Annotated in this window: 30 protein-coding genes, 2 pseudogenes and 1 riboswitch; of the genes and pseudogenes, 7 read left to right on the forward strand and 25 right to left on the reverse strand. The window is 46.0% G+C overall.

Translation table 11 applies throughout. The features are described 5' to 3' along the window. Positions 1–706 precede the first annotated feature (706 nt). A complete protein-coding gene (locus LGZ99_RS15505) occupies positions 707–865 on the reverse strand; it encodes a hypothetical protein (RefSeq protein ID WP_390894011.1) in 159 nt (52 codons plus the stop codon). Between the two features lie 548 nt (positions 866–1,413). Here LGZ99_RS15505 and LGZ99_RS15510 point away from each other — a divergent pair. Next, entirely contained in the window at positions 1,414–1,812 is a 399-nt protein-coding gene (locus LGZ99_RS15510) for a hypothetical protein (protein WP_262979299.1), read from the forward strand. A 450-nt stretch (positions 1,813–2,262) separates the two neighbouring features. Here LGZ99_RS15510 and LGZ99_RS15520 read toward each other — a convergent pair whose 3' ends face one another. Then, complete coding sequence (locus LGZ99_RS15520) at positions 2,263–3,093, reverse strand: DUF4225 domain-containing protein (protein WP_023046027.1); 831 nt, start codon at positions 3,091–3,093, stop codon at positions 2,263–2,265. Positions 3,094–3,100: 7 nt separating this feature from the next. After that, complete coding sequence (locus LGZ99_RS15525; RefSeq protein ID WP_023046028.1) at positions 3,101–3,580, reverse strand: Hcp family type VI secretion system effector; 480 nt, start codon at positions 3,578–3,580, stop codon at positions 3,101–3,103. Positions 3,581–3,983: 403 nt separating this feature from the next. Between LGZ99_RS15525 and LGZ99_RS15530 the strand changes: the two genes are divergently transcribed. After that, on the forward strand, positions 3,984–4,400 hold the full coding sequence (locus LGZ99_RS15530; RefSeq protein WP_031280631.1) for a type II toxin-antitoxin system HicB family antitoxin: 417 nt from the start codon (positions 3,984–3,986) through the stop codon (positions 4,398–4,400). A gap of 299 nt (positions 4,401–4,699) precedes the next feature. On the opposite strand, the gene cobT is transcribed toward LGZ99_RS15530, so the two are convergent. The 21 genes from cobT to LGZ99_RS15635 are packed head-to-tail and all read right to left on the reverse strand — an operon-like array spanning position 4,700 to position 21,835. Continuing rightward, positions 4,700–5,764: a nicotinate-nucleotide--dimethylbenzimidazole phosphoribosyltransferase gene (cobT, locus tag LGZ99_RS15535; protein WP_036840056.1), complete on the reverse strand. Its 1,065-nt coding sequence runs from the start codon at positions 5,762–5,764 to the stop codon at positions 4,700–4,702. A gap of 4 nt (positions 5,765–5,768) precedes the next feature. Next, positions 5,769–6,386, reverse strand: coding sequence for an adenosylcobalamin/alpha-ribazole phosphatase (locus tag LGZ99_RS15540; protein ID WP_036840057.1), 618 nt, complete (start codon positions 6,384–6,386; stop codon positions 5,769–5,771). 9 nt (positions 6,387–6,395) lie between these two features. Then, positions 6,396–7,142 carry an adenosylcobinamide-GDP ribazoletransferase gene (gene cobS / locus LGZ99_RS15545; protein ID WP_262979300.1) on the reverse strand — a complete coding sequence of 249 codons (747 nt, stop codon included), beginning with the start codon at positions 7,140–7,142 and terminating at the stop codon, positions 6,396–6,398. After that, positions 7,139–7,684: a bifunctional adenosylcobinamide kinase/adenosylcobinamide-phosphate guanylyltransferase gene (gene cobU / locus LGZ99_RS15550; RefSeq protein WP_262979301.1), complete on the reverse strand. Its 546-nt coding sequence runs from the start codon at positions 7,682–7,684 to the stop codon at positions 7,139–7,141. The genes cobS and cobU overlap by 4 nt, the downstream gene beginning before the upstream one ends. After that, positions 7,681–9,219 (reverse strand): cobyric acid synthase, encoded by a 1,539-nt coding sequence (locus tag LGZ99_RS15555; RefSeq protein ID WP_262979302.1) that lies wholly within the window; start codon positions 9,217–9,219, stop codon positions 7,681–7,683. Before LGZ99_RS15555 ends, cobU begins: the two co-directional genes overlap by 4 nt. 11 nt (positions 9,220–9,230) lie before the next feature. Further along, a complete protein-coding gene (locus LGZ99_RS15560; protein WP_036840064.1) occupies positions 9,231–10,034 on the reverse strand; it encodes an ATP-binding cassette domain-containing protein in 804 nt (267 codons plus the stop codon). A gap of 13 nt (positions 10,035–10,047) precedes the next feature. Beyond that, entirely contained in the window at positions 10,048–10,725 is a 678-nt protein-coding gene (locus LGZ99_RS15565; protein WP_021324509.1) for an energy-coupling factor ABC transporter transmembrane protein, read from the reverse strand. Further along, positions 10,712–10,993: an energy-coupling factor ABC transporter substrate-binding protein gene (locus LGZ99_RS15570; RefSeq protein ID WP_021324508.1), complete on the reverse strand. Its 282-nt coding sequence runs from the start codon at positions 10,991–10,993 to the stop codon at positions 10,712–10,714. Before LGZ99_RS15570 ends, LGZ99_RS15565 begins: the two co-directional genes overlap by 14 nt. Before the next feature lies 1 nt (position 10,994). Further along, positions 10,995–11,726 (reverse strand): cobalt ECF transporter S component CbiM, encoded by a 732-nt coding sequence (gene cbiM, locus LGZ99_RS15575; RefSeq protein WP_036840067.1) that lies wholly within the window; start codon positions 11,724–11,726, stop codon positions 10,995–10,997. A 3-nt stretch (positions 11,727–11,729) separates the two neighbouring features. Next, entirely contained in the window at positions 11,730–12,443 is a 714-nt protein-coding gene (locus LGZ99_RS15580; protein ID WP_262979303.1) for a cobalt-factor II C(20)-methyltransferase, read from the reverse strand. Then, positions 12,443–13,237, reverse strand: coding sequence for a sirohydrochlorin cobaltochelatase (gene cbiK / locus LGZ99_RS15585; RefSeq protein ID WP_262979304.1), 795 nt, complete (start codon positions 13,235–13,237; stop codon positions 12,443–12,445). Before cbiK ends, LGZ99_RS15580 begins: the two co-directional genes overlap by 1 nt. Position 13,238: 1 nt before the next feature. Next, on the reverse strand, positions 13,239–14,036 hold the full coding sequence (locus tag LGZ99_RS15590) for a cobalt-precorrin-6A reductase (RefSeq protein ID WP_262979305.1): 798 nt from the start codon (positions 14,034–14,036) through the stop codon (positions 13,239–13,241). Next, positions 14,033–14,758: a precorrin-3B C(17)-methyltransferase gene (locus LGZ99_RS15595; protein WP_036840078.1), complete on the reverse strand. Its 726-nt coding sequence runs from the start codon at positions 14,756–14,758 to the stop codon at positions 14,033–14,035. Before LGZ99_RS15595 ends, LGZ99_RS15590 begins: the two co-directional genes overlap by 4 nt. Beyond that, on the reverse strand, positions 14,752–15,813 hold the full coding sequence (cbiG, locus tag LGZ99_RS15600; RefSeq protein WP_262979306.1) for a cobalt-precorrin 5A hydrolase: 1,062 nt from the start codon (positions 15,811–15,813) through the stop codon (positions 14,752–14,754). The genes LGZ99_RS15595 and cbiG overlap by 7 nt, the downstream gene beginning before the upstream one ends. After that, positions 15,794–16,567, reverse strand: a complete 774-nt coding sequence (locus LGZ99_RS15605) for a cobalt-precorrin-4 methyltransferase (protein ID WP_262979307.1) — start codon at positions 16,565–16,567, stop codon at positions 15,794–15,796. The genes cbiG and LGZ99_RS15605 overlap by 20 nt, the downstream gene beginning before the upstream one ends. Continuing rightward, complete coding sequence (locus LGZ99_RS15610; protein ID WP_262979308.1) at positions 16,560–17,129, reverse strand: decarboxylating cobalt-precorrin-6B (C(15))-methyltransferase; 570 nt, start codon at positions 17,127–17,129, stop codon at positions 16,560–16,562. Before LGZ99_RS15610 ends, LGZ99_RS15605 begins: the two co-directional genes overlap by 8 nt. After that, on the reverse strand, positions 17,126–17,719 hold the full coding sequence (locus LGZ99_RS15615; protein ID WP_262979309.1) for a cobalt-precorrin-7 (C(5))-methyltransferase: 594 nt from the start codon (positions 17,717–17,719) through the stop codon (positions 17,126–17,128). The genes LGZ99_RS15610 and LGZ99_RS15615 overlap by 4 nt, the downstream gene beginning before the upstream one ends. After that, positions 17,716–18,852, reverse strand: a complete 1,137-nt coding sequence (gene cbiD / locus LGZ99_RS15620) for a cobalt-precorrin-5B (C(1))-methyltransferase CbiD (RefSeq protein ID WP_262979310.1) — start codon at positions 18,850–18,852, stop codon at positions 17,716–17,718. The genes LGZ99_RS15615 and cbiD overlap by 4 nt, the downstream gene beginning before the upstream one ends. After that, positions 18,852–19,481, reverse strand: coding sequence for a cobalt-precorrin-8 methylmutase (locus LGZ99_RS15625; RefSeq protein ID WP_262979311.1), 630 nt, complete (start codon positions 19,479–19,481; stop codon positions 18,852–18,854). Before LGZ99_RS15625 ends, cbiD begins: the two co-directional genes overlap by 1 nt. A 15-nt stretch (positions 19,482–19,496) precedes the next feature. Next, positions 19,497–20,456: an adenosylcobinamide-phosphate synthase CbiB gene (gene cbiB / locus LGZ99_RS15630; RefSeq protein ID WP_262979312.1), complete on the reverse strand. Its 960-nt coding sequence runs from the start codon at positions 20,454–20,456 to the stop codon at positions 19,497–19,499. Continuing rightward, positions 20,453–21,835 carry a cobyrinic acid a,c-diamide synthase CobB gene (locus LGZ99_RS15635; protein ID WP_262979313.1) on the reverse strand — a complete coding sequence of 461 codons (1,383 nt, stop codon included), beginning with the start codon at positions 21,833–21,835 and terminating at the stop codon, positions 20,453–20,455. Before LGZ99_RS15635 ends, cbiB begins: the two co-directional genes overlap by 4 nt. Positions 21,836–21,948: 113 nt before the next feature. Further along, positions 21,949–22,136, reverse strand: a riboswitch (cobalamin riboswitch). A 336-nt stretch (positions 22,137–22,472) separates the two neighbouring features. On the opposite strand from LGZ99_RS15635, the gene LGZ99_RS15640 reads away from it, so the two are divergent. From LGZ99_RS15640 to LGZ99_RS15660, 5 genes and pseudogenes are all read left to right on the forward strand, one after another. Further along, positions 22,473–23,069, forward strand: coding sequence for a molecular chaperone TorD family protein (locus LGZ99_RS15640; protein WP_228940016.1), 597 nt, complete (start codon positions 22,473–22,475; stop codon positions 23,067–23,069). A gap of 423 nt (positions 23,070–23,492) precedes the next feature. Further along, positions 23,493–25,004, forward strand: a complete 1,512-nt coding sequence (locus LGZ99_RS15645) for a trypsin-like serine peptidase (RefSeq protein WP_023044073.1) — start codon at positions 23,493–23,495, stop codon at positions 25,002–25,004. A 186-nt stretch (positions 25,005–25,190) separates the two neighbouring features. Further along, positions 25,191–25,426, forward strand: a pseudogene (locus LGZ99_RS15650) (transposase); the annotation flags it as partial. Positions 25,427–25,554: 128 nt separating this feature from the next. After that, a complete protein-coding gene (locus tag LGZ99_RS15655; protein ID WP_262979314.1) occupies positions 25,555–25,851 on the forward strand; it encodes a type II toxin-antitoxin system RelE/ParE family toxin in 297 nt (98 codons plus the stop codon). A 1-nt stretch (position 25,852) separates the two neighbouring features. Next, positions 25,853–26,137 (forward strand): addiction module antidote protein, encoded by a 285-nt coding sequence (locus LGZ99_RS15660; protein WP_036840097.1) that lies wholly within the window; start codon positions 25,853–25,855, stop codon positions 26,135–26,137. A gap of 62 nt (positions 26,138–26,199) precedes the next feature. Here LGZ99_RS15660 and LGZ99_RS24870 read toward each other — a convergent pair. Continuing rightward, positions 26,200–26,268: pseudogene (locus tag LGZ99_RS24870) on the reverse strand (recombinase family protein); the annotation flags it as partial. Positions 26,269–26,614: the final 346 nt, after the last annotated feature.

Here is a 26,614-nt window from a genome sequence, read left to right on the forward strand (position 1 = left end):
AATATATGAATTGCACGAATTTGAAATACATTACGGATTTATGCATATAACCTCAAGAAACTTTTAAAATTCTATTTATAATTAAGTAAAAACACATATGGTTTTATTAATGAAAATATGACAAGGAAAAATTAAACAGAATTATTTACAGGGTCAAAACTGTTAATTATCTACATTCGTTTTAAAATTAAAAATAGACTTCAATCATCCTGTTAGTTAGATACATATATAACAGGTGATTTAACCTGTAAAATTTAACTTAACACTTTTCAAAAGCAGTTAAATATTGAAATTTATCAGTGCAGTAAAAGATATCGTTAACGAATTCATCGTTTATAAGTCATTATTCAACATTATAATAAGCAACCACCGAAATTAGATACCGTTTTTTCCGCGTTATCCTATTCTAATAACATTTCACTTAAGGGACAAATCCCTTTTACATAATTAAGAATAAAATCACCCCATATAACGGCATTACGTAAACTTTAATTCCATAGAGGAGAAAAATTTTATGTGATTTTATTGAAAATTCATTCATTTTTTATTGGTTTTAGTTTATCGGCAAAACGGTTAGCATAATTCGAAAATTTACAAGCACAACAAACCTGCGAAAAACAGGTCTAAAGAAAGCATTTATTAAGTATAACAAAACAATAGTTATGTTATAATAAGTCATTATATCAGCTAAATATTATATACCCGCTTAACTTGAAGATGCAGGATTCAGACGGGTACGGCTTCCCGTTGTTTTCACCGCGGTTTTCTGGCCTTTGCGCATACAGCCATAAGCGAGTTTCGTCCCCTGCATGGGATGGAGGTGCTCAAGTTCGGCTTTTTGTTCATCGGTAATGAATATTTTCATGACTGATACCATGAATCCTCATTTTGGGGAAAATCAAGCAGTTTCAATGAGCACGGGTATAGGTTAAATAAATGGATTTGGAAAAATTAAGAAAATTAACCCTCAGTAGCGGATTCACATTTAAAGAGCTTCTTATGATGCAAAGGACCTTTAAAAATCTTGATGATGATGAAAGAAGATATGTAATAAAGTATTATACAAAAAACGATAATATTTACAATGTCATAATAGTGCTTGCTGAAGATGCCGGCGATCCAGTGTTATTTTTTACTCTCATGTATGCAGGCTGCATAATAATGGAGATTTTCCTCTATGACGAGAATTCAATATCCTATTTATCATTAGTATCGATTCTTTATATCATTTCAACAATAATATGCATATGCTATAAATCTTTTTATCATCGCTATCGTTATAATCTTTTCACATGCATAAAATTAGTCATTTTCTATATTCGTTTCAGAATAAAAGAACATTTAAAGCAGCTATAAAAAATTAAATATGTTACGACAAGCCATTTATATAGTTATAAAAACGAGTTTAAAAAAATGAATTTAGCTGACTTAAGAAAGTTAATATTAAATAGTGGATTCACCTTAAAAGAATTGCTTAAGATAAAGAGAAATTTTCTGATTCTTCATAAAGACGACCCCTACATTTATGATAAATATAAAAGTAAAACAGATTGTTTTTGTCATTATCTGTTACTTATAGGTGAAGAAATCGCCATACCATTAATATATTCAACACTAATTAACTTATTTATAATATCAGGAATGTTTTTCAGTGGGCAAGCATATGGAATTCCATTGATGACTTTTGTTTACTTATCAATAACAACATCAGCTTTATTTTATTTCAGCTACTCTGTTAATTGTAATTTCATAATAGGATTAAAATTAGCAATATTCTATATTCGTTTTAAAATAAAAAAATTTAATCCTTGAGTTTATTAATAAAACATGATAGAAATAACCGATTATAAAACTAAATAAAATCGGATCTAAATAAATGAACTTAACTGACTTAAGAAAGTTAATATTAAATAGTGGATTCACCTTAAAAGAATTGCTTAAGATAAAGAGAAATTTTCTAATTCTTCATAAAGACAACCCCTACATTTATGATAAATATAAAAGTAAAACAGATTGTTTTTGTCATTATCTATTGTTTAGAGGCGAAGAAGTAGCCATGCCAATAATATATTCAACACTTATTTGTTCATTCATAATGTTAGGAATGTTTTTCAGTGGAAAAGCATATGGAATTCCATTAATGTTTTTTGTTTACTTATTAACAACAACATCTTTTTTATTTTTATTCGGTCATTCTATTAATTTCATAACAGAATTAAAATTATCAATACTTTACTTCCGTTTTAAAATAAAAACTAAACTTCAATCATCATGAAGTTTATATATGTCGTCTATCAAAAGTTTAAATTTATATCCACTACTTGATACTTGAATAGTTAGCATAGGCTTTGATGTTAATTTCCAAGTTCTGATAAAATCTTCGTTAATATACCTAAATAATTTTCCCGTACCCGGCTTAACAGTATAGCCCCCTGATATATTATTCTGAGATTTAATAGGCTTAAGCCTAAGCATCCCATACGTTCCATATGCACTTGCTACTAAATCAACTGAACTATAAGCAACATCAGCTACATCATAATCATAACCTAAAACATGAGAGATATGCCGATATCCTTCCCTAACCCAACCTATATCTTGACTTTCATAGAAAATAGGGCTAACAGACTCATAAGTATTATTAACGCCATGGGCGAACAAAACAGCCCCAATTGACTGAACCGTTTTAGATTTTACAAGTCTCCCTGACTTAATTACAGCAACACCAGCAGCTGACTGAACAATACCAGCAACAACACCACCCCCTATTTTTGCATATTTAACCACTCCCTGATCCTCAAATATATCGGTTATAATATATTTGGTATAATCCTTACGCCTTAAAACTTGATATTCTTTTTCAGTATTTTCATATTCATCTTTTACTTCATAAACTAATCTCTTTTTTTCACTTATATCAAATGTATTTTTAAACTCACGTGTTTTTATATTAACAAAGTCATCAATTTCTTTTAAATATGACATTCTCAATTGGCTATCTTCTATAAAAAAACTGGCAGCCAAATGTGCTTTACGCTTCAATGACGAAGCGTAATTATTTAAGTCATAAGAAAGATGAGATATCCCTTTCATAAAAGCCTCAATAAACGTTGTCTTCCCATATGCTATATGCACTTGTGCCAGACATAACATGTTCCCACGTGATTGACTGGTACATCAAAGATAAACTTTCCTGTGGCTGACACTCATTATGCGTAGATGAATTTGGATAAAACCCATTCAATCCACATAGATATGCGCCGGTGAGTTTTATCTTATAATAGAGTTCTAAACCACCTTTTGTTGATGTTCTGTAAAAATAAAAAATACATTGAAGTGATTCTTTATTGGTTATAGCTAAACCCAAAAGAGGAGAAGATTTATCGATTGGCTTTCTTATCTCAACCGGCTGATGGTTGACATGTTGACCTCGGGTTATATTCGATGTCAATTCATAAACGAATATATGGTCTTCATGACCAAGCTGACATGTGTTGCCAATAGAATCAACTGTTGAACATCCTTGTGATATTAATCCTTGTTTATCACCCTTAACTTCCAAATAGATTATATTCGCCATAAAGAACCATCAGTTAGTCAATTTTCAAAAACATGAATATATATTAAATTAATAAGAATTATAATTAGTTATAAATTTCATTCCAAAAAATGTGATATATTTCATGACAAAACAGATTCAATTAATACTTTTGTGTTAGTAATCGAATTTAATTCTTTTACTCATCCAAGCAACCTCAGAATAGATGAAAGATATTAATAATCAAATTGTACAAGATATATTTACCTAAAATACTTAAAGTTTTTGTCCAAGGGTAGTTATAGCAGAGCAGAAAGCCCCTAAAACAGATAAATTATCCTTTTCTGTTTCAAGCATGAAAATAACAAATATAAATGTTGACCAAGGTAATCAAAAATGATTACCATAACTCTATGTTCAACAAAAAGGAGGGATGGTGAAAAATATGCGATATCCAGTAAACCTAAAGTCAGCCGATGAGGGCGGCTTTGTTGTATCGTTTCCCGATATACCAGAAGCCCTTACACAAGGTGATACACGCGAAGAAGCGCTAGAAATGGCGCTTGATGCACTTATTACCGCTTTTGAATTTTATTTTGAAGATAATGAGAAAGTGCCTTTACCTGGTTCAATAACAGGTGATTTTGTCGATGTACCGATAAGTGTTGCGGCAAAAATTATGATGTTGAATACGTTTGTTGATTCCGGCTTAACTCAGGTGGAGCTGGCCAAGCGTATTACGGTTAAAAAACAGGAAGTACAACGTATTTTTAATTTACGGCATTCAACAAAAATCGACACTGTTCAGCGTGCTATCGGGGCAATGGGTAAAAATCTTGAGGTATCCGTGACTTCACACTGATAGGTAACGGAGGCAACAACATAAAGCTTTATTCAGTCTCTTATTGGTGTGACCCACGCCAATAAGAGACCAGAGATCAGCACTCAGTAAAATGCTGGCATAATGCAGGGTGTTTTCTAATCCCTTCCGTCAAAAACCTTAATTTATATTTAGCATTGGAAACCATGAGGACATCACGTAATCACAATGAAGCAGTAATTGAAATGATCCGTAAGGACCCTGAGTTTGCTGAGATATACCTTCACACTGCTTTTAAAGAACTTGATGAAGAGGGTGGCAACGCTTTTTCTCTCATTCTTTTACGACGGCAGCACAATATTGCTATCGGCCAATAGCCCCATATTGTTATACGTAGCGCAAGCCGCATCCACCAGATGCATAGCCAGCGCCGCGCCGCTGCCCTCTCCCAGACGCATGTCCAGATGCAGATAAGGTTCCAGTTGCAGATGTTGCAATGCAATAATTGAGCCTTTCTCAGCCGATAAATGTGATGGGATAAGGTAATGGCGCACATCGGGAGCGATACGGCAGGCTGCCAACGCCGCAGCGTAAGAGGGAAAACCATCCAGAATGACCGGCAGTCCGGCAGAAGCCGCGCCAAGCATCACGCCCGCCATCCCCACCAAATCATAACCACCGACCTTCGCCAACACATCAATGCCGTCACTGGCATCAGGCCGATTGATTTCAATCGCCTGCCGCACAATCGCCACTTTATGATGCAAACGATCACTGGGAAAGTTGGCACCAATGCCTACGATCTGTTGTGGATCGCTGTCCGTAAAAACGCTGACCGCCGCCGCCGCCGGTGTGGTATTCGCCATGCCCAATTCACCCACGCCAAACAGTTTCACGCCATCTGCGGCTTGTTCCAACGTCAAGCATACGCTTGCCAGCAACAGCTCTTCGGCTTGCTGACGGCTCATTGCCGGTCCGCAAGCAATATTGCCACTGCCACGCCCTGCCCTCATGTCCACCAATCCCGGCAGCGGATCACTGTCAATTCCCACGTCCACAACTTTAACCTCTGCGCCCGCATTCACTGCCAGCACACAAACCCCCGTGCTCCCTTTCACCATATTCTGGGCGTGAATAGCCGTTGCCGATTTAGGGGATATCGTCACGCCTTCGTCATAAACCCCATGATCAGCCACCATCACAATGATTTGTTTACGATCAATATGATGGCCCGATAATCCCCGCATTCCGGCAAGTTGAATTGCCAGATGTTCCAAACGCCCAAGACTGCCCGTTGGTTTAAGCAATCCATCCAATCGGGTAGCAGTACGCGCCATAGCCACGCTATCCAGCGGCACAATCGCACTAATGATCGATGAAAATGAGATTGATGAAGATGATTGCATAGCGTTATTCCCGCGTCTCAGGTTGCCAGCAAGCCCGGCTATTAAATGTACGCAACGTAGTAAATCCATGATGGATTTCTACTACGCTGTATGCACCCTGTTCAAAATGAAAATGCCACATGGCAGAAGGCGGCATAGCCAGCAAACGCGCCAATAACAGGCCAAGTACCCCCTGATGAGCCACCAGCAATAAATTATCCTGATTTTCCTGTTTCAGCAGTTGCTGCGCCACGTTTTCTATACGTGCAGCAAATGCAGGAAAGGTTTCACCACCGGTAGGAGAGGCTTGTTGCCAGTAGGCTAACCAGGCAGCCCAAGCTTCAGCGTCTTCATATTGCAAATCGTGATGGTGACGCATTTCCCATGCGCCGAAATGCATTTCATTGAGTTGCGCATTAATGCCGGCTGATAACCGACGATCCGCCAGAATAATTTCCGCAGTATGACGCGCCCGCTGTAACATGCTGCTTATCGCTTGCGAAAATGTCACTGCCGATAGATAGCGGGCAACCTGCCGAGCCTGGTTTATTCCCGTTTCGGTCAGTTCCACATCGGTCATACCACAGAAAACGCCGCTCAAATTCGCTTCCGTCTGACCATGTCTAACCAAAAATAGTCGCATCAACGTGACTCACAGTAGCGCCAGTAAAAACACCAGTTCCCCAATTTCCACAGACGCACCCAAGGTATCGCCTGTCTGTCCACCTAAACGACGATGCAAATAAATCGCCAGTAACCCAATAACCAACAGCGTGATCACCAATGCCAACACACCAGGCACCCCAGCCAGCAGAGTAATCAACATCATCCCACTCAATAATGTTAACGCTGCCTGATGACCATTAACCCGGCCAATATAGAGATTTCCCAACCCACCTCCTTCACGGGCACAACGCTGGCGATACATTAACAACACAATCGCACTCCTGCCCGCTACTGACGCAGCGATTAAGGTCACCAACATCGGGACGTCATGCAGCGCTAATTCGCTCACGACCAGCACTTTCGTCAGAATAAGGAAGATCAACGCCAGCCCGCCGTTAGTTCCCAAACGGCTGTCACGCATAATCTCCAGCATTCTTTCCCGGCTACGGGCGGAAAACACGCCATCACAGGTATCCGCCAAACCATCAAGATGAAGCGCACCCGTTAGCAATGCCAGCACTAATACGTAACTTAATGCCGCCAGCGGCGCGCCACACCAAGGCGCAAGCAAGGTAAAAATAACCGCAGCAAGTGTACCGACGATCAAGCCGACAAATGGAAAACCGGCAATACCACGCACGTATTGATCCATTTCCACACCCTGTGTCCAGCGCGACGGAACGGAGATGCGAGTCATAAATTGCAAGGTGGCAAGAAACAGACGCAGATTCATTTAATTTTTACCTCAATCCCCGAGACCATCAGAAATACCTCACTGGCAGCTGCCGCCAGCCGCTGGTTAACCCTTCCTGCGATGTCACGGAAATGGCGCGCCAGTCTGTTTTCCGGCACGATGCCCATTCCCAGTTCGTTAGTAACCAGATAGATCGGTGAAGTCACGCCGGTACAAGCCGCTAACAGATCGCTAATTTGCTGCTGAATCTCCACCTCCAATACAGCAAAATCCATCTGTTCAGGTGAAGTCTCTCCAGCCTGATCAAATAATAGATTGGTAATCAATGTAGTAATACATTCAAGAATGACCGCTTCTCCCGGCTGGATTTGCGTGGTAATTACCGCACCAAGATCACGATAGCCCTCCCATGTACGCCAATGGGCCGGCCGGTTTTCACGGTGCAGTCGTATACGTTCAGCCATTTCGCTGTCTGTCACCACGGCTGTCGCAATATACAACACCTGCTCACTGGCTTGTGCCGCCAGTTTCTCCGCCAGCACACTTTTACCACTGCGAGCGCCGCCGGTAATCAAAATCACGGCACCGAACCTTGTTGATGGCTTTTCATACACTGATAAATTCGTTCTATATCCAGATGTTCACGCATGGCTTCTGCCAAAAGGTCAAACTGTGTCTGTTTGTAGTGGGCATAATCCAATGTATCTCCCTGATAAGCCATCAATCCTTTACGCTGACGCAAAGCATTAAGCAGAGCACGAGTAAAATGGGTACTATCGAACAGGCCATGAATATAACTGCCCATCACACTGCCCTCCCGATTGACCGCACCATCAAACCAACTGCCGGATTGACCGTTACGATCGGTAATACAGGCAAACGGTGTTGCATCCGTCCCCAATAACGAACTTCCCATATGAATCTCATAACCACGGACCGGTTGCTCAATGCAATCTGATAGCAACCCCGGCAACGCCATCAGGCAGCTACCGTTTACCCTGGTTGTCACTTTTTCATGGGCAAATCGGGTTTCCACATCCAGCAATCCAAGGCCATCCATCTGGTCAATACCCGATTCCACTCCATCGATAATCCGCTTCCCCAGCATTTGATAACCGCCACAGATACCGATAACCGGAATACCAGACTGATGTGCCGTCAACAGAGCATCCACAAATCCGTTCTGTCGCAGCCATCGCAGATCGCCCAGCGTGTTTTTGCTGCCAGGTAAGATAATCAGATCCGACGACTGCAACTCTGATGGCTGAGTCACATAACGCAAGCGAACATCCGGTTGCATTGCCAGTGCATTAAAGTCGGTAAAATTGGCAATGTAAGGCAAACGAACCACGGCAATATCCAGCGCCTTTTCGGCTGCACCATCGTATTTACCGGTTTGCAGCGCTACACCATCTTCATCTTCCAGGTCAATATTCAGCCAAGGCATCACGCCCAGCACAGGCACCCCGGTTAAGGCTTCAATCTGTTCAATACCCGGCTGGAGCAGGCTGATATCACCACGGAATTTATTGATGATCACCCCTTTGATCCGTGCTTTCTCCTCCGGCAGTAACAGTGCCAGCGTACCGTAAATGGCCGCAAATACGCCGCCGCGATCGATATCCGCCACCAACAGCACCGGTGCATCAACCATCTCCGCCATTCCCATGTTGACAATATCCCGATCACGCAGATTGATCTCCGCCGGGCTACCGGCGCCTTCCAGCACCATCACGTCATATTCACCGGCCAGACTGTGAAAAACTTCACAGATTTGCTGCTGCAAACGGGGCTTGTACTGGTGATATTCCACCGCATTCATGCTACAGGCCACTTTTCCCATCAACACAACCTGCGCCTTACAATCGCTGGTAGGTTTTAGCAATATCGGGTTCATTCGTACATCAGGTTCTATACCCGCCGCTTCCGCCTGAAAAATCTGCGCCCGCCCCATCTCTTCACCGTTAGCAGTGATACCAGAATTCAGCGCCATATTCTGTGACTTAAACGGCGCACAGCGATAACCATCCTGAACAAAAATACGGCATAATCCCGCCACCAATATGCTTTTTCCAACATCGGATGCCGTACCTTGCAGCATTAAAGACAGACTCATATGTCATTTCCTTAATTATTACGCTGACGTAGCAGAGCAAAAAGTTGCTCCTCAGTTTTACACAATGGCAACCCCAGTTCGCTGTGGATCTTAACCAACCAAGGCTGCACCAATCCGGCAGCCTGCAACTGTTCATGTTGCAGAAAGACCTCAGCAGTTTCACCTGCACAGACCAATTTACCGTGGGATAGTACGTACAGATAATCACAGACGTTGTAGATTAAATCGATATCATGGCTGGAAATAATCACCCGTTTTCCTTCTGCCACAATACGTTCGATGATAGCGATCATATGTTGTCGGCCAGAAGGGTCCAACCCGGCGGTCGGTTCATCCAACAGCAGATATTCCGCCTCCATCACCAATGCCCCCGCTATCGCGACACGCTTTTTCTGTCCATGACTCAGATGTTGGATTGGCTTATGACGGAATTCATGAGCATCCACCAGCGCCAGCGCCCGTTCAACACGCTGCGCAATCAGCGCCTCATCAATGCCAAGATTACGTAAACTGAAAGCGATATCACTGTCGATATCGGTATAGAAAATTTGCTGTTCCGGATCCTGAAATACTGTCGTCACCCGCTGGCGCAAGGCCCGCAAATGGGCTTTACCATAACCAATAGGCTGGTCTTGCCATAAAACCTCACCCTGTTGGGGACGCAGAATGCCGCTCAGATTCATAAACAACGTGGATTTGCCGCAACCATTCGCCCCTAACAGGCCGGTAACGGCATGTCGGCTAAAATCCATGGTCAAATTCTGTAAGACGGGCTCATCCTGATAACTGAAACTTAACTGTCGGGTAGCTAACATCGGAATCCTGTCCTTACAGGTGAAAATTCCCCTGATAAAGTTTGATATCCAGCGAAACGATCATTTGCTGATAACGGATCATCACACGTGTAAATAGCATACTAACTAACATTGCCAGTGAACGGTAGCCACTTCCCAACGACGTGTAACCAAACCGCAGGGATTGCGCACGATGGATCGCCGCTGCCTCATCAATAAAAATAAAGATAAAACGCCAAGTCAGCAGGATCTGTTCCGTTAATAGATCCGGGACATGACAACGTTTCAACAGTTGGATCAATTGTGGAAACGGGGTATTAAGTACAAACCAGAAGGTAGCCGCCAATGCGGCCAAGCTGCGCCACATTGTCTGATTGGCCGTGGTCAACCCTGCTTTATCAATACCGAACCAAAACTGCCCTGCCTGAACGCCCCACCACAGGGCGTCCGGCTGACGGGAAACTGATAGCACAATGGCTATCAGTCCCACCAATAAGAATGATAACGGTACAGACAACCAAAGCAGATAGCGACGTGGCCCGATCCGCAACAGATAGCAGGTCAGCGCCGCAATCACCAGCAATAGCAATGCCTGGTAGCGCGGCGGGCTGATCATCGCCAGTAGCAGAAACAAGCCATAGAGCGCCAGTTTTGCCATCGGATCAACCCGCCGCCAGCGGCTTTGATAACTTAGTCGATCAATTCCCAACATGTTCACTGCGTTTACTCCGGTAGTAACCCAGAATATAGAAGATCACCGCGGCTCCTAATGAGCCTTGCAGGGTGAACAGCAAACTTTCAATCTCTCCGCTAGCCGGCTCATACAGCGGCTGGAACCAGGGTTCATAGTCTGGAGCAGTGACCTGAATCAGGGCTTCTGCTTCTCCATCAGCTCCGCCATATTCGCCTCCGTGGTTAATGAAGAACGGCAGAATAACCAACGCGATTAGCAGTACCAGCAAGGTAATGGTCTTTTTCATGTTAATGACTCCTGACGTGGATAAGATGACGTTTAGTTAACTGATCGTAAATCAGTACGGTGAGCAAACCTTCCGCAATTGCAATCGGGATCTGAGTCAGGCAGAACACACTCATAAACTTAACGATAGAACCGCTAATACCGAATTCAGGCTCTGGGAAAGCCACGCCCAACTGCACCGACGTGACGAAATAGGTCACCAGATCCGCGATCATGGCACAGAGGAACACGGCAACATCACGCCGGAATCCGATTTTATTAGCCAAACGCCAGACCCAATAACCCACAACCGGACCAAGCACGGCCATTGACATACCATTAGCGCCAAGGGTTGTCAGACCACCATGCGCCAGTAGCAGCGCCTGAAATAACAGTACAATAACCCCAAGTACTGCAACGACCGAAGGACCAAATAAGATCACCGCCAGACCTACCCCAGTCGGATGAGAGCAGCTACCAGTAACTGATGGAATTTTCAATGCGGACAGCACGAAAATAAATGCCCCACACAACGCCAGCAGCACTTTCTGGTTACTGTCATCACTGACAATCTGCCTCAATCGTACCAACCCCATAAACAGACAAGGCAAAAACAGAACCCACCAGGCCAATGCCCAAACCGGAGGCAAAAAACCTTCCATAATGTGCATGGCAAAGGCTTGCTCCGGCACCAGCATCAACAAGACTGCCATTGCCAACCCGGTCAACGAGAGTTTCTTTAGCTGTTGTTCCATAATCTACTCCTTGGTATGCCATTGTTTATTCACCAAAATGGTGGAGAAATAGGGTAGCGGCTGATCAGCCGCTACCTGATCCAGACAACGCCAGCACTGCTCACCCGGCAATGAAGCATCTGCCATCAGCAGGGCATGTTCGAATAAATTCAAGCGTGCCAACAACGCACGCACGGTGGCAAAACGGTTATAAACTTTCATCAGCACGACACAATCATGGGCTTGCAATGCCTGTTCTAACTCAGCTTCCGACGCAGTACAGGACATGACCGCCATTGATTGCTGCTCCATGGCAAGCGGCAATACGGTTCGTGCGGCAATAGCGGCAAAAGAGGTGATACCCGGCACAATTTCCAGCCATTCCTGCCTGCCAATACGCGCCAGCAAAAAGACCCAGGTACTGAACAACATTGCGTCACCCAATGTGATAAACCCAACTTGCCGCCCCTGTGCCACTTCATCTTTCAGTTGTTGCGCCACTTCATCCCATACCGCCTGTTTTTCTTCGCCGTTACTGCTCATCGGGAAATGACAGGTGCGAATTTCAGTGTGGGGTAACAGGTATTCACGCACGATAGAGAACGCCAGACTATCTCCGCCTTTACGCCCGGCGGGTGCATAAAGCACATCAAGGCGGGCAAGTATCCGGGCGGCCCGTACGGTAATCAAATCACTGGCGCCAGGGCCGACGCCCATGGCATAAAGTCTTCCCTTCATCACGCCACCTCCCGCTGATCTAACTGCAACGCGGCGTTCAAGTGTTGAACAAACATTTGGCGAATCAACGGGTTTTCACCTAATCCCTGTAACCAGGATTGCGTGCTGATCCCAACGGCTTCCAACTGAGAACGCCAGGAGTCCGGCTCGTCGGATGCCATATCGTTGATTGCATGATCGCCGGCCACCAGCATTAATGGCATCAAATGTACCTTACGCACGGACTGCCGCCGCAAACGGATGATGAGATGGCCGATTTCCGGGTAACTTTCCACCGCTCCCACCAACGCCGGAAAATTAAGTGAACTCATCAGGTGATCAAGGCACGCGTAGACAGAAAACGCATGATGACTGGTGCCGTGTCCCATAAACACCACGCGCTCATCCGCAGCCAATGGCGGCATCTGATTTTCCAAGGCAATAAGCAGTTGTTGATAATCGGCAAAACTGTTAAGCAACGGCGTACCCACAACCAAACGCTGGAAACGCTGATTAAAGGCACTCACTTCACTGACGATCTTCTCATATTCGTCACCGTTGATAACATGCAGAGACTGAATAGCCACATCTTGATAACCTTCATTGACCAAACGCTCCAGCGCCTGACGTGGGTTATCCACCTGTAGGCCATCACGTTTTTGCAATTTGCGGATGATCATTCCTGAAGTGAATGCACGATACAGATCACGATCAGGGTAAGCAGCCGACAATTGCCGCTCACAAGCCTCAATATTCTTTTGCCGGGTCTGCGGATAACTGGTACCAAAGCTGATGATTAACAGTGCTTTTTTCATTTTATTGCCCTCGTTGTTCCTGCCATTGGGTCAGGTGTTGGACAAACTCATCCAGCGAACTAATCTGCTCTCCTTCATCTGCCTGTAAGGTCTGTGCGGGACGGCACACAACAATACAGGGAATATTGAGTGCCAGGCAGGGAGCCACTTTCTGTTGATATCCCCCCTCAGCACCGGACTCTTTAGTGATCACGACATCAGGGTGGCAAAACTCATACAACGCATGATTGAATTCAGCCGTGAATGGTCCACGCAATGCGATAATATGATCGACCCCCAACCCCAGAGCCTCACACTGAACCAGTACCTCAGCCGTCGGCAATACCCGTACCAGTAAGGTTTTTTCCGGCAGTAAACGCTGATACAGCGCCAGTTGTTTACTGCCGGTGGTCAGTAATACCCGCGGCCCCAGAGTCCGGGCAACGTCGCAAGCAGCCTCCACACTATCGACTTTGTGCAACAATGGGTGATTCAGTAAGTCAATTTCACTGGGACGTTGATAACGGGTAAACCGCAGTGACAATTGGCGACAGGCGGCGATCACGTTGTGAGTTAACACGTCTGCGTAAGGATGCGACGCATCAATTACCCAACCTACCTGATGCTGATCAAAATAGTGCACCATCGCCTCGGCATCCATTCGCCCCACCATCACCTCTCCCTGAATATCACCCGCCAGTTGCCTCCCGGCATCGGTAGCAACAGAGAGGCAGTAACGCGCTCCTGCCGCGTCCAGTGCCCGGCAAATCAGCCGGGCGTCACTAGTACCACCGAAAACATGGATAGCCGGATGGCTCATAGCTCATACCCCCGTGGCGTGATCATCAGTCCATCACGGCAATAGGTTGTATGATTGCCAACGATCACCAGACTGGTCATATCCACCGGTGAAAAGTCCATCTCGCCGAAAGTGGTAATCCATTTATCCTGCTTTTTACGCCCGGCGGCTTTTACCACCCCCACCGGCGTATGCGGGTCTTTCCATGGGCTCATAAGTTCAAACGCTTTGGCAAGGTGCCCTTCACGGCCACGACTGCGTGGGTTATAGAAACAAACAACAAAGTCGGCCTGCGCTGCGGCAATAACACGTTTTTCAATCACCGGCCACGGTGTCAACAAATCGCTCAAGCTGATATGACAAAAATCGTGCATTAACGGTGCCCCCAGTAACGTAGCCGCAGCAATGCTGGCAGTGATCCCGGCCACCAGTTTGACCTCAAGATCGCACTGTTGCTGACAAACCAACTCCAGCACTAAACCAGCCATGCCGTAGATCCCCGCATCCCCGCTGCTGATCAACGCCACTTTACGACCGGATAACGCCAGATCAATCGCTGTCTGGCAGCGTTCAATCTCCTTACACATTCCAGTCTTAATCACTTCTTTATCCATCGTCAGATGTTTGACCAAATGGGTGTAGGTTTTATAGCCGACAATAATTTCGGCTTCGCGGATCGCCGCAATGGCATCCTGCGTCATCATAGATTCATTGCCTGGCCCAATGCCGATTACGGTTAACATAATTGTGATACCCCCAAAGTGATAGTGACGCCCTGCTGACGCAAGGTCCGGCCAACCAGTTTTCCTTCGCTCATCAACCAGGCGACAGGTTGTGAAACACTGCCAACCCCCACCGTCCGGCGGACAAAATCAGAAGCGGGAAAACGTTGTTCATGGCGACTTAATTCATTAACACTGAACAACTTAAACGGTACACGCCAACGCTGTGCAAGCTGATTCAACGCCGGCTCATCCTTCTTGATGACAACACTGCCGATGGCACTCAGGGCCATCAGATCAAAATGATTTTCCGCCATCTGCTGCTGCAATAACTCAACCAGTGTTTGTAGCGGGGTGTCCCGACGGCAGCCGATCCCGGCCACAACACGTTTCGGCACCAGTTTATAAACCGGCAGAGGTAGTTCGGGCAGTGAATCGCGCAACGTGACACATACCAGCACATCCAGCTCCGGCAATGCCGCCAGACTCGCTACCGAGACAAAACCACGGGTATCAAAATGTTCACGTTCGTTAAGCAGTGATTCATCCCACCACAGCCCGACTTTCTGACCACTGACCAGCATTTGGTTGACCACTTTCACCACATGGCGAAAATCCTGCATATCCGCGTTTAACTGAGTGGCAAGAGTATCCAGCGCCGCCACCCCATTGATATCCGTAGCGGTAGTAATCACCGGATCGGCCCCCAGCAGTTCCGCCAGATAATGAGTCAATGCATTAGCGCCACCCACATGACCGGATAGCAAACTGATGACATGCCGACCACGTTCATCAATCACCACCACCGCCGGATCATGCATTTTGTCGTTTATCAGTGGCGCAATCATTCGTACAGTGATCCCCAGCGCCGCAACCACCACTAGCGCCGAATAATTCTTGAATGCCCCACGCAAGGTGTCGCCAAAACTGCCATTAAAAGGAATAAATCCCGGCTCCAGCAGCTTTTCACTGGTAAAACAGGTCAGCGGCAGATGCGTTCTCAACCTTCGCACCAATCTGACCCCGCCCGGAGTCAAACAGAACACCGCGATCGATTCATGCCCGGCGATATTCATGGCTAAACCCCGCATCGTAGAGCCTGGAATAGTGATATTCCTCTCCCAGGAAAGCACCGACCAGAATCAAAGCGGTTTTACGGATACCCGCTGCCTGTACTTTTTCGGCGATATCGGCCAGCGTACCGCGCACGGTACGACTGTCAGCCCAAGTTGCCTTGTATATCACCACGACCGGTGTTGTGACCGGGTAACCACCAGCTTGAAGACGTACAACCACATGTCTCATCTTCTGCACAGAAAGATAAATCGCCATTGAAGTCTGATGAGCGGCAAAGGATTCCAACTGTTCGAGCGGAGGCACCGGTGTACGTCCTTCAATCCGGGTGATAATCAGGCTTTGCGACACTTCCGGTACGGTGTACTCCACCCCTAACTGCGCCGCCGCGCCAAGAAAAGCACTGACACCCGGCACCGAGACAAAACCAATGCCGGCATCAGTCAGAGCTTCCCCCTGCTCACGGATAGAGCCGTATAACGAGAGATCACCGGTTTGCAATCGAACCACCAATTTACCCGCATGTACACCATCCACCATTAGTGCAACAATCTGTTCCAGCGTCAGACCGGCGCTGTCATGGCATTCAGCTTCCGGCGGACAGTAATCCAGCAGTTCGGTGTTAATCAATGAACCGGCGTAAACCACCACCTGCGCCTGCTGCAATAAACGATAGCCTTTCAGGGTGATCAACGCCTTATCACCCGGCCCGGCCCCCACAAACCAGACTTTCCGAGGATCAAAATGTTCAGACATCGATCTTCTCCTTGTAACAGGAAATCAGATAAGTCGGATTATTCGGCTTAAAATAGTGACCGCTGCCAAGTGATGCCAGAGTAGACGCCTGTAACTGTATGCACTCCAAATCACTTATCTGACACGTCCGCAAATGTACCAGCGCGTCATTCAGGTTATTCAGCAAAATGAACGTCAGCACCAGACGGCCACCGGGGTACATGTGATCCAGCGCCCAGTCGATCAGTGCCGTCAATTGCCCCCCACTGCCGCCAATAAATACCGCATCTGCCATTACATCCAATGCCAACGGGGCCTCTCCGGCGATGATCGCCACATTATGACAACCCAGCCGTTGACGATTCTCCCCAATCAAAGCCAGAGCAGCAGGGTTACGTTCAATAGCGGTGACCGTCAGCGCCGGGAATCGCAGCGCCGCCTCCAGCGCCACGCTGCCGGTACCCGCTCCCACATCAATCAACTGGCTGGCATGATTCAATACCAGCCGCTCCAATGCCAGTGCACGAACCGGCTCTTTGGTCATCGGTACTTTCTGTCCGCGTAAAAATTCGTCATCTCTCATAGGATCACCACCACGTTCATGTCATAGTCAGTCGCCACCGCTTCTGGCCGCAGACGGTGAATACGCTCATCAGGCAAAGAGAGGTTTTCACCAATAATCAATGTACGGCTCAGGCCACGCGCAATAATGGCCTCCGCAATTGCCCACGGGCCGACGCGCCCATCAGTTACCATCGCTACTTTGTCATGTTGCAGAATCCAGTCGAAATCCGGGGTACGCCCGTGACTGCTGGTCAGATAGATATCGTTCATATCCAGCGCCGCTTTGGCACACAGATACTGAATTGAACTGATACCCGGAATGATGCGCAGATCATCTGCGGTAAAATATTCAGACAACAATTTGCCGATGCCATACAACAACGGATCACCGGACGCCAATACCACAATATGACGTGTACTGTTGTTCTGTAGCCAGATCAGCAAACTGGCAAGATCGGCATCCAGTACGCGGGTTTCATGGGTGATACCGCTGAATATCTCCAGGTGACGCCTGCCACCGACCAGTACCTCCGCGTCAGTAATATAGTGTTGTGCCTGTGGCGTCAGATACGCCGTATCACCGGGACCAATACCCACGACAGTGATCATCGCATCTCCTCCAAAATGTCATTCAATGGACGGCTGGTGCCGAGGACCTGATTATCAAAGGAGAACATAATGGCGTCACAGCGCGGTGGGTTAACGGCAAAACGCAGCATCTCACTCATCCGTTCACAAATACGTTCGGCAATACGGTCATAAACCGCTTGCAAGCCGTGTTCCGCAATCAGCTCTATTGCCGCTTCCGTGGTATCGCAGTGATTAACCTCCAACAACAGTGCCTGCGGCGCGCCCATCAGGGCCAGATAGGCAATCAATGTTTCCATGCGGCCATCAGCAATGTGACTGTGGGTATGAAAAATCCCAGCGGCTACCTTCACCAGCTTGCCGGGATGCCCTACCAGCATGATATGGCGGAAGCCAAGCCGAACCGCTTCCTGCAACATGTAGCCGACAAAGTTACTCATCGTCACCACCAACTGACCATCAAGCCCCAATTGTTCACGCACAAAACGCTCGCCGTGATTGCCGGGAACCAGAATGACCTTTTCAGCTCCTGCTGCACGTTTCATTTCCAGCTCTATCGCCAGTGAACGTTTCCAGCTCTCCTCCGACATTGGCGTGACAATACCGGTGGTCCCAATAATGGAAATACCGCCAAGTATTCCCAACTTGCCGTTGTAGGTTTTCTTTGCCCGCTCTTCGCCTTCCGGTGCAAAGATCTCCACTTCCGCTCCCCGCATGGGGCCAATAGCCTCCCGTACCGCTGCCTCAATAGTCTGACGTGGTGTACGGTTAATGGCGGCACTGCCTACCGGCAACCCGACACCTTTGCGGGTAACCGTACCAACACCTTCTCCGCCGCTCAGATGGATTTCACCGTGATCGCATAGCGTGACACGAGCAAAAATCAACATGCCATGAGTCGCATCCACATCGTCGCCACCATCTTTACGGATAGCAGCCGTCGCCTGTTGGCCTTCAATCAGTGGCTGTTCGACGTTAAGGCGTAATGTCACGCCGGAAGGGGTAACAATAGAAACATGGTCAATAACTTGCTGACGCAACACCATCAATGCGGCAACCTTGGCGGCAGCAGTAGCACAGGAACCGGTGGTATAACCTTTGCGATATTGCTTACCGTTATGCCAGATGCTGTCTAATTGCATCGTATCGCTCATTATGCCTCCCGCAACCGGTACAGAATGGCATTGATAATCGCCGCCGCGATATTACTTCCGCCTTTACGGCCTGCGGCGGCGATATAAGGCAATTCGCTTTGCATCAACGCCGCTTTCGATTCTGCCGCGCCGACAAACCCGACCGGCACCCCGATCACCGCCAATGGCGAAGCCCGCCTTTCCAGCAAGCGGAACAGCGCTGTCGGAGCATTACCGAACACGAATATTTTGTCGCCCTCCTCAGCCAATGCGACATCCACCGCTGCCATAGAACGGGTAATACCCTGCGCTTTTGCCATCGTAACCACTCGCGGATCACTGACATAACAACGGCATTCACAGCCCATCTGCTGTAACAACGTCTTGTTGATACCGGACTGAGCCATCGTGGTATCGGTATACAGAATGCACCCCCGGCGCAATGCCTCAGTAATACGGGTCAGCACATCCGGTGAAAACCATAAAATATCCAGCCAATCAAAATCTGCGGTAGTGTGGATCACCCGTTTAATCACCGCTTCCTGCATCTCATCAACAAAACGATAATCGGGGCGTTCACAGGCAATAATATCGCCAATGATTGCGAAACTATTCTGTTCAATTTGCTGAGGTTTCTGGAGATAGTTCATATTCGTTGCCCTTTTCTAAGCTATTCCGACCAACAGTAAGTGCAGCAACGCAAACAACAGTAAGGCCAGTTGCGAAGCTATCATCATCAAGTGGATAGTGAGCGGGATATCCGTCAGCGCGATTTCACGGCGTTCATCACCAATCCAGGGTTTATCTACCCGTTCACCAAAGTAGTCATTCGGGCCGCCAAGGCGAATACCCAAGGCTCCGGCAACTGTCGCTTCAGACCAGCCACAGTTAGGACTGGCATGTTGATAACGATCGCGCCAGCCAATACGCAGGGCCTGACGAAAATCAACCCGAATGAACCAAGCCGCTGCACTCAGCAACAGCCAACTCAGCCGTGCCGGTAACCAATTTGCCAAATCATCCATACGGGCGGAGACATACCCAATCGCGCGATATTTCGGCGTTTTATATCCCACCATTGAATCAAGGGTATTGACCGCTTTGTAAGCCATTGCCAACGGCGCACCGCCAATCATCAGGAAAAAGAGTGGCGCAATAACGCCGTCAACGCTGTTTTCCGCCACCGTCTCCACCACTGCACACGTGATTTGCGGCTTATCCAGTTGAGAAGTATCGCGCCCGACAATCCATGACAATTGCCGGCGACTCTCATCCAAAGAACCCTGCTGTAACACACCATGTACCGCCAGAGCGGCATCACTCAGACAACGGCCAGCCAACAGGGTATAAATCATCCATACTTCGGCCAACCAGCCGATCCAGGGGTGAATGCAGTTCATCAACCATAAACATCCCCAACTCACCAGCCAGGTCAAGCCAACAACGACTACCCACAACACGGCTCCACCAACTTTCAATGCTCGTTCATTGCGACAACAACGCCGGATAACCCGTTGCACCCATGAAATCAGATGACCGATCCAACGTACCGGATGAGGCCAATGTGGCGGATCACCCAGCCAACTATCGAGCAAGAAAGCAGCGAACCAAGCGGCAAGTGTCACAATAGTCTCCTCGCATACATCAACCAGCGATCAAGCAGACCAGGGCGCTGGGCAAAATGGATATGAAGGTAACTGGCCAGTGTTTGCTGTACCTGATAGCCCCCCGCCCATTGCTGGATTGCCATACCATCACGCCATTTCGTGCAATCAAAAACCGAAGGTACCGAACTGATAAAATCGGAATAGTGAAACTCGTGGCCGCGTAAAACTTCGCCCGCAGCGGCCAGCAACGTACTGCAACGGGCTTTGGCCTGACAGTAACCAAAGCGCATCAGCCGTGTCCCCATACGGCTTTCTCCCGGCAAAATGCCGGCCATCTGGTGACGTGCCCCTTCTCCATCGGTCAATGACTCGCCAAGGTACATCAGGCCACCGCATTCAGCATAAAGGGGAACCTGACGATAATGCGCATCCTGTAAAGCTTTCCGCATAGCACTATTGGCGGCCAATTGAGCGGCATAGATTTCCGGGTAGCCACCGCCCAGATAAATCATCTGACAATCAGGCAGGCGGCGATCATGTAGTGGGCTAAAACGGTGGATACGTACCCCTGCCCGTTCCAGCATTTCCAGATTATCCGGATAATAAAAGTTAAAAGCTTCATCATCCGCCAATGCCAGCGTCAGGCCGTCAGCCAGTGCGGGATCAGGCAATGATGGCGCCTCACCTTCCGGTGAAACAGGACAGTCACAAAGCGCCAACAGACGATCAAGGTTGATATATGTTTCAACCTGTTGAGCCAACCGCTGCCAGCGGGCATCATCAGCAACCTGTTCCTGAGCCGGAATAAGACCAAGATGGCGGGACGGCAACGACACATCTTGCATAACGGGCAAACGCCCCAGCACCGGAACACCACAATAATGTTCAATAGCACTACGGATGAGTTCGAAATGATTTTCAGAATTGACGCGGTTAACAATAACGCCCGCAATTGTCAGAGAGGGATCAAAACGACAAAAACCCAGAACAGTAGCCGCAACAGAAGTGGATACTGCCTTACCATCTACCAGCAAAATCACCGGACATCCCAACTGTTTCGCCATTGCAGCGCTACTGCAATAATTCGGGTTCGTACCATAACCATCATACAACCCCATCACACCTTCGATGACGGCCACATCAGCATGGCGCATATGCTGATTATAAAGACCGTTTAAAGTTGCTGTTGGCAGCATAAACGCATCAAGATTGCGGGATGCCACGCCACACACCGCGCTGTGCCAGCCGCTGTCCAGATAATCCGGCCCCACTTTAAACGGCTGGACAGCCAACCCGCGCAGCCTCAACGCCCGCAAAATGCCAAGGGTAACCGTGGTCTTACCGCAACCACTCCCCGTACCTGCAATAACAAACGCCTTCTTGCCTGACTGTTGCATAAAAAATTCCCGATATATCGACCGAGAATAGGTGTCAACAAGACGTGCCTGACGCAGCATCAGCACTGCACACATCCATTGGATGACAACCCGCTTCCCTCCGAAGGAGTTGAATGTCTCATACCTGTCAGGTCGGTCTTCTGGCTTAGCGTCATCCTTCCCCGCCACCTTCCCAGTCATTCCGACCAGTGGCATCAGCGGAGTTGTCAGCATCACAGCAGCGGGGGCTGCGGAGGATTTTCACCCCCTTCCCAACCACACCCATTGAGGTGCAGTATTAACCCGACAGCGGTTTATTTATTTTTAACGGGACTATTTACTAAGTTATTAGATGGCTAATGATATATATCCTTTGACATTATAATAACCTTATTAACCCCATTGAATTAAGATGCGAATTAAATATATATTCTTCACATCAAGAAGACGGTTGGATTTATTATTTTCGACGATAAATTTATACGACTTATAACAAAAACCACCGCCAATCTGGTAACAAAGATAGTAACAACACCACAACAGCTTAATCGTTGATCATAATCAACTATCTATTCATATCATATAAGTTTATGATGCAGCTTGTCATAAAATAGCTTCCTACACCCTCTGTATAACCAAATCACAATGAGAGCTGCCGATGTTATTAGATACCACTGTACCCCGCATTCTTGGTGCCTGTTTTTATTACTCACCGCAATCAGAACAAGTCCGTCCGCTAATTCCATTGCTTACAGATATTGATAAATTATTTCCCTGGTCGGATAGCGGAAAAATAGGAAACCTGACGAAAAAAATCGCTGCTCTGCCGGCGGGATCCCTGCAATATGACTATTCCATCCTGTTCGAAGGACAAGGAGCCATGCCAGCGCCGCCTTGGGGATCCGTTTATCTGGACAGAGAAAACCTGTTATTAGGTGAAAGCACATTGGCTTACCGGGAATTTCTGGCGCAACAAAATATGATCATCTCCAGTAAACAACGGGAACCGGAAGATCAATTCGGCCTGATGCTGCTGGCCCTGGTTTATATTTTGGAACAAGGACATAAACCTGCTGCGCGTACACTGCTGGAACAGCACTTACTGCCGTGGGCATATCGTTATCTGGAACTGACTGAAGAAGCCAAACTGGAAAATGATTTTTATCCCATTTTAGCGACTATTGCTATTGACTATTTAAAAACACTTCAAACTGAACTGGAATTAATTCCGGCAAAACCAGAATTATTTCGCTAACATTTTTATTATTCCTCAATCAATGCTCCGGGTGAGAAATTAAGTAACAACTAACAAACTCACATTCTCCCGGAGCTTAAATCCTATTTAATCAATTCATCATTTATAACGACGAAATTATATCAGAAAAGCCCTTATCGTTAGCTTTCGTTCCATTGAACGTTATAGCCCTATTGCCGTATATAAAACTGTTCAGCTGATTTTTATGTTATTTATTATTGGGTAAGGAACACCGGCACCCAATAGAATGATTTTATGCGCTAAAAAAAATGTTTATTAACTCATAAATTAGTAAGCATTAAATACCCCAATAAGAGGATTTATTAAAATCCTAAAAAAAGATTAGCAATAAACATCATTTTATTGAACGTCTGTTTTCTTTACATGGAAATATTAAAAATGTAAACAACCTGAGGTCAAAATATGAAAAAAATATTTTTAGCTACTCTTATTACAGGGATTGTGTCAACAAATTGCTTCGCACAAACACTCCCTGAAAGCAAAAATGAGCATATTGCTCATCAGCAATACAACACCAGAAACGAAGCTCCGCTATTAAAATCGACCGATCCGGGTGCAGATAGATTTAAGCATGTTGGAAAATTAAGAACGAATGGCCTCTGTACCGCCACACTCATTGCCGGCTCAGAAAAACCGGATGCCAATCAACAGGCGCTTATTCTCTCCGCAGGCCATTGTCTTGACGATACCTTAGACACAAACGAAGTCATTATTGATCAACCCGCCGGTCCTGGTTGGACATTTACACCAAATTACTTTATTGACTTGATCGATAAACATCAACCTGTTGATATTGATAAAGTTTTGTACGCAACCATGAAAGGCGGTGACCTGGCGGTTTTCAGACTGAAAGCAACTTATGGAGAACTGGCAAAGCGTGGAATACTGCCGGTGACATTACAAAAAGAACTTAAACCATCAGGTCAGGCCGTTGAACTTGCTCATATACCTGTCAATGGTGTAGAGAGCGATAAACGTTATCTGCGATATTCCGACTGCCACATCCTTGGAGAAACACCGCTCCTGTATGAACATGTGTGGAATTGGGCGCCAAGTGTTTCTGTGGATTGTGCTGGTGTTTCTGGGGGAACCTCTGGTTCACCGGTCATATTGAAAAACCAATCTAAGATAATTGGCGTATTAAATACCACCGTCACACCGGGTTACAGTGGTTGTGGGCTTGGCCGGCCGTGTGAATTAGTCGATGATAAAGGTTACTCGCGCGAAAGTGCCAGTTACTATATGCCTGTTGACAAAATTGCACGTGCACTTACCCATGATGGAAAACTGGATTTAAATAAACTTGACGATGGCAAAGGAATCACCATTAGAGCCAGTGGTCCTCTTATTACTCAGAGTACCGTTAATGGCAACGCTGCCACATGGAATTTACGACTTGGTGAAGATGGTTTTGACAAAATCCGCTATAAAAAAGGACTTGCGAGTAATACTGATTGTTCAAACCCTAAAGGATACAGCAAACCCTTCTCAGTCACTGAGCAACCGCTGGATAAACTCCTGACACCTTCTAAAGAAGGAGTTTACACAATGTGTGTTATTGGACGACATGCTGAAAATAAACGCTGGCAGGACACATCTTACGCGTCAGTAAAATTACGTGAAATTGATAACACTCCTCCGTCAATAAAACCAGCCATAAGATTAGTTTTTGAAGCAGAGGACAGATGGGTTGTTAATCCTATATTTAATCAATGGGAAATTGTTGACTTACGTATAAAATCAGGTCCTCTGGAATCTACAAAGTGTGACGATCACACCGGATATTCTATCTATAGAAGAATACCGATTTCTCTTATGAAGAAAGATTCCCCAGTACGCTTCTGTGTATATGGTTTAGATCAGGCGGGTAATAAAGGTCCGATAGATTATCGTGATTTTGGTGTTAAGAAATAAGTTTTTAAAATCGGCCAGCGTTTGCTGGCCTTTTTTGTTTTTACTGATAAATATAAAAAGGTTCAGAGTTACCGGTTCTGATATAGTTGTCTAATCCTAAACAAAACATACAAGACTCTAGATAATGTCGTCATGAAGAATATCTGCTATGAGCATCGTCCATTTCATATATAGAATTGTTTGACAATGAGCACACCTTCACACCGTCGCCATGATATTTCAGCACCTGTTTGGGACTGACTTGAACCTCATTTGCCTGGCCGAAAAGGCGCATGGGGGCGTGAAGCCCACGATAATCGATTATTTATCAATGCGGTGTTTTGGATTTTACGAACAGGGGCATCTTGGCGAGATTTGCCCCCGATTATGGCGGCTGGGAAAACACTCACCGTCGATTTTGCCGGTGGCGGGATAAAGGCATAGGGGCGGTTGACGTTTTGAGAGGAATTTTTAAATGAAACACCCAGAAAACTGTTAAAACTGTTAACTGCGGTTGACAACACAAAAGGCTGTATTATACTCAGTATTATAGAAATAAATGAGGGGTAAAATGATTAAAGTAAATCGAACACCCGAAGTAGAGAGATGGTTAAAATCTTTGAAAGACAAAACCGCAAAAGCAAAAATCATTATAAGAATTGATAGAATGAAAGAGGGTAATTTCGGAGATGCAGAACCTATTGGAAATGGAATATCAGAATTAAGAATTCATCAAGGGAAGGGATACAGGGTATATTTTACTAATAGGAATAATGAAATAGTTTTGTTGCTTTGTGGTGGCGATAAAAATACACAACAACAAGATATCAAAAAAGCAAAAGAAATAGCTAAAGAATGGGGATTTTGACATGAATAAAGAGCTTAAAGAGTTTGATGTTGTTGAGTTTTTACATGATGATGAAGATATTCAAGCCTATTTAAATGCAGCGATAGAGGAAAACGATACTAAATATTTATTTATTGCATTAGGCAATATTGCAAGAGCAAAAAATATCAGCCAGCTATCAAAACAAGTTGGAATGAGTAGAGAGGGTATTTATAAAGCACTTTCTGGAGAAGCAAACCCTACATTTAATACAGTGTTTAAAATAACGAAAGCGTTGGGTTTAAAATTACATTTCACAGGGGCTTAATTGCCCCGTTTTTTCAATAAGTCGGATATTTGGGGTCATATAAAGCACACTACGTGCGTTCTGCCGCTGGTTAATAGCTTCTTGGCCGATTCGATCTTGCTGCTGGTCATTTTGGGCTTGCGCCTACCCTTCACCTTGCCTTCAGAGGTTGTAAGCCGGACAATGGCATTCGGTTAAATTCTTATAACTGGGCTCCATAAGATGTACACGAAACGTCAACAACTGCCAGGTAACTTTCTAATTGATTCTAGTTATAACACTTCCTGTGAATTGGAATACCCCATAGTTTACCAATATATGTGATTTATTTTGGTTACTTTTTACACAAAACAAGATTATTATTTAATCACTTGTAATACTGTCCTCTATAATCGTCATTTTGGTTATTTATTGATACGCGGATAGGTCTGATTTTTACCATTTTTAATCCCGTTTAATGCTCTGGCAGGCTGACTTAGTAAACATTGCTGTCAGTTC

Origin of the sequence: Photorhabdus temperata (assembly GCF_025384845.1) — a bacterium.
Taxonomy (GTDB): Bacteria; Pseudomonadota; Gammaproteobacteria; order Enterobacterales; family Enterobacteriaceae; genus Photorhabdus; species Photorhabdus temperata.

Excerpts from the sequence above, each read along its gene's own strand:
- LGZ99_RS15505 (WP_390894011.1), bottom strand. The coding sequence starts at position 865 with ATGAAAATATTCATTACCGATGAACAAAAAGCCGAACTTGAGCACCTC.
- LGZ99_RS15510 (WP_262979299.1), top strand. The coding sequence starts at position 1,414 with ATGAATTTAGCTGACTTAAGAAAGTTAATATTAAATAGTGGATTCACC.
- LGZ99_RS15520 (WP_023046027.1), bottom strand. The coding sequence starts at position 3,093 with ATGAAAGGGATATCTCATCTTTCTTATGACTTAAATAATTACGCTTCG.
- LGZ99_RS15525 (WP_023046028.1), bottom strand. The coding sequence starts at position 3,580 with ATGGCGAATATAATCTATTTGGAAGTTAAGGGTGATAAACAAGGATTA.
- LGZ99_RS15530 (WP_031280631.1), top strand. The coding sequence starts at position 3,984 with ATGCGATATCCAGTAAACCTAAAGTCAGCCGATGAGGGCGGCTTTGTT.
- cobT (WP_036840056.1), bottom strand. The coding sequence starts at position 5,764 with ATGCAATCATCTTCATCAATCTCATTTTCATCGATCATTAGTGCGATT.
- LGZ99_RS15540 (WP_036840057.1), bottom strand. The coding sequence starts at position 6,386 with ATGCGACTATTTTTGGTTAGACATGGTCAGACGGAAGCGAATTTGAGC.
- cobS (WP_262979300.1), bottom strand. The coding sequence starts at position 7,142 with ATGAATCTGCGTCTGTTTCTTGCCACCTTGCAATTTATGACTCGCATC.
- LGZ99_RS15555 (WP_262979302.1), bottom strand. The coding sequence starts at position 9,219 with ATGAGTCTGTCTTTAATGCTGCAAGGTACGGCATCCGATGTTGGAAAA.
- LGZ99_RS15560 (WP_036840064.1), bottom strand. The coding sequence starts at position 10,034 with ATGTTAGCTACCCGACAGTTAAGTTTCAGTTATCAGGATGAGCCCGTC.
- LGZ99_RS15565 (WP_021324509.1), bottom strand. The coding sequence starts at position 10,725 with ATGTTGGGAATTGATCGACTAAGTTATCAAAGCCGCTGGCGGCGGGTT.
- LGZ99_RS15570 (WP_021324508.1), bottom strand. The coding sequence starts at position 10,993 with ATGAAAAAGACCATTACCTTGCTGGTACTGCTAATCGCGTTGGTTATT.
- cbiM (WP_036840067.1), bottom strand. The coding sequence starts at position 11,726 with ATGGAACAACAGCTAAAGAAACTCTCGTTGACCGGGTTGGCAATGGCA.
- LGZ99_RS15580 (WP_262979303.1), bottom strand. The coding sequence starts at position 12,443 with ATGAAGGGAAGACTTTATGCCATGGGCGTCGGCCCTGGCGCCAGTGAT.
- cbiK (WP_262979304.1), bottom strand. The coding sequence starts at position 13,237 with ATGAAAAAAGCACTGTTAATCATCAGCTTTGGTACCAGTTATCCGCAG.
- LGZ99_RS15590 (WP_262979305.1), bottom strand. The coding sequence starts at position 14,036 with ATGAGCCATCCGGCTATCCATGTTTTCGGTGGTACTAGTGACGCCCGG.
- LGZ99_RS15595 (WP_036840078.1), bottom strand. The coding sequence starts at position 14,758 with ATGTTAACCGTAATCGGCATTGGGCCAGGCAATGAATCTATGATGACG.
- cbiG (WP_262979306.1), bottom strand. The coding sequence starts at position 15,813 with ATGAATATCGCCGGGCATGAATCGATCGCGGTGTTCTGTTTGACTCCG.
- LGZ99_RS15605 (WP_262979307.1), bottom strand. The coding sequence starts at position 16,567 with ATGTCTGAACATTTTGATCCTCGGAAAGTCTGGTTTGTGGGGGCCGGG.
- LGZ99_RS15610 (WP_262979308.1), bottom strand. The coding sequence starts at position 17,129 with ATGAGAGATGACGAATTTTTACGCGGACAGAAAGTACCGATGACCAAA.
- LGZ99_RS15615 (WP_262979309.1), bottom strand. The coding sequence starts at position 17,719 with ATGATCACTGTCGTGGGTATTGGTCCCGGTGATACGGCGTATCTGACG.
- cbiD (WP_262979310.1), bottom strand. The coding sequence starts at position 18,852 with ATGAGCGATACGATGCAATTAGACAGCATCTGGCATAACGGTAAGCAA.
- LGZ99_RS15625 (WP_262979311.1), bottom strand. The coding sequence starts at position 19,481 with ATGAACTATCTCCAGAAACCTCAGCAAATTGAACAGAATAGTTTCGCA.
- LGZ99_RS15635 (WP_262979313.1), bottom strand. The coding sequence starts at position 21,835 with ATGCAACAGTCAGGCAAGAAGGCGTTTGTTATTGCAGGTACGGGGAGT.
- LGZ99_RS15640 (WP_228940016.1), top strand. The coding sequence starts at position 22,473 with ATGTTATTAGATACCACTGTACCCCGCATTCTTGGTGCCTGTTTTTAT.
- LGZ99_RS15645 (WP_023044073.1), top strand. The coding sequence starts at position 23,493 with ATGAAAAAAATATTTTTAGCTACTCTTATTACAGGGATTGTGTCAACA.
- LGZ99_RS15655 (WP_262979314.1), top strand. The coding sequence starts at position 25,555 with ATGATTAAAGTAAATCGAACACCCGAAGTAGAGAGATGGTTAAAATCT.
- LGZ99_RS15660 (WP_036840097.1), top strand. The coding sequence starts at position 25,853 with ATGAATAAAGAGCTTAAAGAGTTTGATGTTGTTGAGTTTTTACATGAT.